Here is a 4643-nt window from a genome sequence, read left to right on the forward strand (position 1 = left end):
TACTTTATCAGCTTTGCTGCTTTTGTCAATTTACCTAGGTTGAGCAATTACAAAATTTGACACTTTACCGAAGCGGTTAAAATCTTCTGCGCTGGATTCTACTATTAGCCCGCAACAGTCCAACGATCGCGCCTACGTTGTAACTGTTCCAGTCCCTAAAAATGTCGAGTCGCCTTTGATTTTGGTCGCAGAAGATAATCCTGCAAATTCGCAAACTTTTTGTAATTATTTAGAAAGTCGAGGATTTAGACTGCTTCTTGCTAAAGATGGGCTTGAAGCGATCGCCCTAGCCAAAGCTCAAAATCCTGCACTGATCCTTATGGATATCCAGATGCCTAAAATGGATGGTTTAGAGGCAACGCGCCACATCCGAGCCGATCGGCAAATCTCTCACATACCGATTGTAGCGCTTACAGGACTAGCCATGCCGGGCGATCGCGAAAAATGCCTAGAGGCTGGGGCAAATGAATATTTAGCAAAACCCGTGAGATTAAAACATTTACTATCGACCATTCAGCAATTCTTAGAAAATTAGAAGGCTAGAACTTATGTAAAATGGGGTTGTCTTTGATTCTGATTTAGCATTTTATGAAAACGCCACCTTCTATTCTAATTGTGGACGATGAACCCAATAACTTTGATGTAATTGAAGCACTTTTAGATGATGAAGGGTTTGAACTGCATTATGCTTCCAGTGGGCAGAAAGCGCTCGATCGCTTAGAAACATTTCAGCCTGATGTAATCTTACTGGATGTGATGATGCCAGAGCTAAATGGAATAGAAGTCTGCCAAACGATTAAATCCATGCCAAAATGGAAGCCAGTTCCCATCATTATGATCACGGCGCTCACCGCAAAGGAAGACTTAGCAAGATGCTTGGCAGCAGGAGCTAACGACTTTATGAGCAAGCCTGTAAACAGCATCGAGTTACGCGCTAGAGTGCGCTCGATGTTGCAGATCAAGCAGCAGTACGACAGCTTACAAGAATTGTTAAAAATGCGCGAAGATATGGTGCATATGATGGTGCACGATTTGCGCAATCCGCTTACAAATATTATGCTTTCCGCTGAATTGCTAAATTCTCCCTCACTTCCTCCTGAACGCAAACAAAAAAAGGTTGATGGTATTATCCATTCTGCCCAACGATTGCAATCTTTAATCGAAAGCCTATTATTGATGGCAAAGATCGAGTCAGGTAAGATCGCACTCAATTACTCAGACATCGATCTAGACATCCTTTGTCGTGAGGTGATTCAAGATTTTGAACCGATCGTAACGCAACGAAATCTTGAAATCGTTACTCAGTTGTTCCTACAGGGAAAGAGGGTGCATGTAGATGCACTCATTTTTCGACGTGTTTTAGAGAATTTGTTATCCAATGCGATTAAGTTCTCTCCTTCAAAAAGCAAAATTGTTCTTAGCGTTGAATATCCCGAGTTTGGTGACATCAAAATCCAAGTGAGTGATTTTGGTAGCGGCATTAATGAAGAATTAAAGCCACTAATTTTTGAGAAGTATGAGATTGGTACGTTGATTAAAGATACGACTCAAATTGGTTTGGGTTTGACCTTTTGCAAACTTGCGATCGAGGCGCATGGTGGGAGTATTGCTGTGGAAAACAACCAGCCCCAAGGCTCGATTTTTACCTTAACAATTCCCAATCAACCGAATTTAGCATGAAGTATTCCGAGATTAATTGACGCATTTCGACTTCGCTCAACTTTTGCTCCCTTCTATAAGGTGAATTCGGGATATAGGATTTATTATCTGATTTCCTCCATTTGAAAGTCTCCTTTTTTATCTAAAACCCAACTTTGGATTTCACTTACCTGCCCTGCCATCACAGAAGCGATCGCATAGGAATACTGCTGCCATGCAACACCTCGGTCGAATTCCGAAGGGATGGCTGGGGCATTGGGATGAGAATGATAAATTCCGATGATGGCGAAACCGCGATCGCGTGCTTCCTTTTGCACCTGCAACATTTCCTGCGGATCGATACTAAAACGGTCTAGTTTACTTGGGGCTTGAGAGCCTTTGGCATCCAAAGCTGTCGGTAAAACTGCTTGCAGATCGCGAGCGACTGCTTCATTCCAAGCATTCCGCATAGGACGCACTTCCATAACCACTTTGATCGAGGGATCTTGAGCATCGATTGTGCCCAGCAACAATCCGCAGCACTCCTCAGGATAGGCACTCTCAGCGGAATTTTGGATTGTGAGACGATGTTCGGGAGTAAGGAATAGAGTCATGATAGGAATCAGAAGCGCATCTATTTTTTTTGCGAGGAATTTGGAGGGGCGAAAATGCGGAAAGCATAGGGCTTAATTCGATCGGCTAAGTGTTCGGATAATAACGTTCGGCGATCGCAGATGGGCAAACCCGCATGATGCAAAGCCGCCGCTGCCCAAGTATTACAGTTAAATGCAAAAAAGTATTTGGGAACGGACTCATAGAAATTACTGACGCCATATTGTCCGCGATCGGAAATGGGAGGTAAGCGATCGCCTTTCGCATCAGTCTGAAAACTTCTTTGGATATAGGCAACTAACTTCTCAAAACCTGCCTCGGATAATTCCAACTGAAACACGGGGAATTGAAAAAACACCTCTGGAGGTTCTGCAAAGCTGGCAACATGAAGCGTGCTAGGCGAGGGAATTACCATGGCACGAATCATGGATAAAATCGAAGTGTCGTTACTGTAATAAAACTGGCGATCGCCCCAACCAACTTCCACATAGGGCGAATCTTTCCATTTCTCAGCCCCCATGAGGGCTTTACCCTCTTTGATATTCTCCGTTTGCGACCAAGCAATGCCCGTGTGAAAATCATGCTTCACTAAGTAGATTGTATGGGTACGGCTTTGGGGTGGCGGTGGAAATAGTCCGATTTCGGGACTAGGGCAATGTGAAAAATAGGCGATCGCTAAAGCTAGTCCTAATCCTAAAAAAAACAAAATCCCCCGCAGGATAATTTGCTTGCGAGATCTGGGGATCGGTCGATTTGGATCGGGCTGATTTGAGGCTGGCTGGTTAGGATCTGGGCGATCGCTAGGCAAGCGATTTGGTAAGTCGTCTGGCATGGATATCAATGTATCCTTAAAAAGCTAAGTCTAAGTATCCCAGAAAAACTGACAGGATCGCGATTTGAAGTGTATCTGAAGAGCCTACACCTAAGGCATTTCCGCAATTACAGCGATCAACTCGTTGGGTTTGCTGCTCCCAAGACGATTATCGTGGGCAATAACGCCCAGGGTAAATCAAATTTATTGGAAGCCGTTTTTTTGCTGGCGACCCTACGATCGCATCGAGTTAGCCGCGATCGCGACTTGGTTCAAGATGGCGCTAGTCTTGGGGAAATTCAGGCAATTTGCGATCGGGCGCTCTCACCCGTTGAGTTGGTCATCCGACTGCGTAGCGAGAGCCGCCGCACCCTCGCGATGAATGGGGTGTCTGTGCCGCGTCACCTCGATTTTTTGGGACAGGTAAATGCGGTGATGTTTTCCAGCCTCGATCTCGATTTGGTACGCGGCAGTCCTGAGTGTAGGCGCACTTGGCTAGATACGGTTTTGGTACAACTGGAGCCGATCTATACGAGTTTGCTCCAGCAATACAATCAAGTTTTACGCCAGCGCAATGCTTTGCTCAAGTCGATCCGTCAGGGTGGGGTGACATTCGATCCGCAACAACTATCGCTCTGGGATGCCCAACTTGCCACTACGGGCACAAGGCTGACCCGCAGGCGATCGCGTCTGGTACAACGCCTCACCCCGATCGCGCAGAAATGGCATCAAGCGATCAGTGGGGGCAGCGAACAGTTACAGATTACCTATACCCCAAAATTTGAGTTTGCCGACAGCGATACAGTCGAGCAGGTACAGCAAGCTTTCTTAGCGCAGATTCAGCAGAAGGCGATCGTCGAGCAACGACAGGGTACGAGTTTGGTGGGACCGCACCGCGATGAGGTCAATTTGACGATTAACGAGACGCCTGCCCGCGAATATGGTTCCCAAGGACAACAGCGAACCTTGGTGCTAGCGTTGAAATTAGCCGAGTTGGAACTGATCGAAGCGATTATCGGCGAACCACCTCTGTTATTACTGGATGATGTCTTAGCGGAGTTAGATTTGTTGAGGCAAAACCAGCTATTAAATGCGATCGAAGATCGAGTACAGACCATTATCACCACAACCCATCTAGGTTCCTTTGATGCCAAGTGGCTAGATTCCGCACAGATTTTTGAAGTGCAAGCAGGCAAAATTCACGTATGAGAGTAGATTCTTTCTTCAGGCAAATTTACGAGATCGCCTGTCATTTCTTTTATCCATTAAAGGTTTGTAGCAACCATCTGGCGATCGCACCGTCATCCTCAGACTGGCTGCGTTGTAGGGCTTCTTCTACTGTGCTGATTTCTAATCCTTCTAAAACTTGCGATCGCGTAATTCTTCCACTGCCTCCATCGGCGATCGCAAAGGCAAATACTTCAGCCTTGTGAGCATCGACTACCCAATATTCCCGCACATCCAAACGCTCGTAGAGCAAGCGCTTGTAGCCTAAGTCATCTTGAATAGTGGTCGAGGAAATCTCTACAGGGCATCTCTAAAAATACAAACAAGAGTAGGAAGGGATTTGAGGAAAATGAGG

6 protein-coding genes are annotated in these 4643 nt (G+C 45.9%); 3 read left to right on the forward strand and 3 right to left on the reverse strand.

Annotation, left to right across the window (positions count from 1 at the left end; translation table 11 throughout):
* Positions 1-181 precede the first annotated feature (181 nt).
* Together V2H45_RS25080 and V2H45_RS25085 are read left to right on the forward strand one after the other, a co-directional pair.
* Positions 182-535 carry a response regulator gene (locus V2H45_RS25080; protein ID WP_330486426.1) on the forward strand — a complete coding sequence of 118 codons (354 nt, stop codon included), beginning with the start codon at positions 182-184 and terminating at the stop codon, positions 533-535.
* Positions 536-588: 53 nt separating this feature from the next.
* Complete coding sequence (locus V2H45_RS25085) at positions 589-1680, forward strand: hybrid sensor histidine kinase/response regulator (protein ID WP_330486427.1); 1092 nt, start codon at positions 589-591, stop codon at positions 1678-1680.
* 83 nt (positions 1681-1763) lie between these two features.
* On the opposite strand, the gene V2H45_RS25090 is transcribed toward V2H45_RS25085, so the two are convergent.
* Positions 1764-2252, reverse strand: coding sequence for a M67 family metallopeptidase (locus V2H45_RS25090; RefSeq protein ID WP_330486428.1), 489 nt, complete (start codon positions 2250-2252; stop codon positions 1764-1766).
* A 20-nt stretch (positions 2253-2272) separates the two neighbouring features.
* On the reverse strand, positions 2273-3082 hold the full coding sequence (locus tag V2H45_RS25095; RefSeq protein WP_330486429.1) for a DUF2459 domain-containing protein: 810 nt from the start codon (positions 3080-3082) through the stop codon (positions 2273-2275).
* A gap of 69 nt (positions 3083-3151) precedes the next feature.
* On the opposite strand from V2H45_RS25095, the gene recF reads away from it, so the two are divergent.
* The gene (gene recF, locus V2H45_RS25100) at positions 3152-4270 is read left to right on the forward strand and encodes a DNA replication/repair protein RecF (RefSeq protein ID WP_330486430.1); all 1119 of its coding nucleotides are present in this window, start codon (positions 3152-3154) and stop codon (positions 4268-4270) included.
* Positions 4271-4319: 49 nt separating this feature from the next.
* Here recF and V2H45_RS25105 read toward each other — a convergent pair whose 3' ends face one another.
* Positions 4320-4583 (reverse strand): Uma2 family endonuclease, encoded by a 264-nt coding sequence (locus V2H45_RS25105; RefSeq protein ID WP_330486431.1) that lies wholly within the window; start codon positions 4581-4583, stop codon positions 4320-4322.
* Positions 4584-4643 lie beyond the last annotated feature (60 nt).

The sequence above is a fragment of the Tumidithrix elongata BACA0141 genome (assembly GCF_036349135.1).
GTDB lineage: Bacteria > Cyanobacteriota > Cyanobacteriia > Pseudanabaenales > Pseudanabaenaceae > Tumidithrix > Tumidithrix elongata.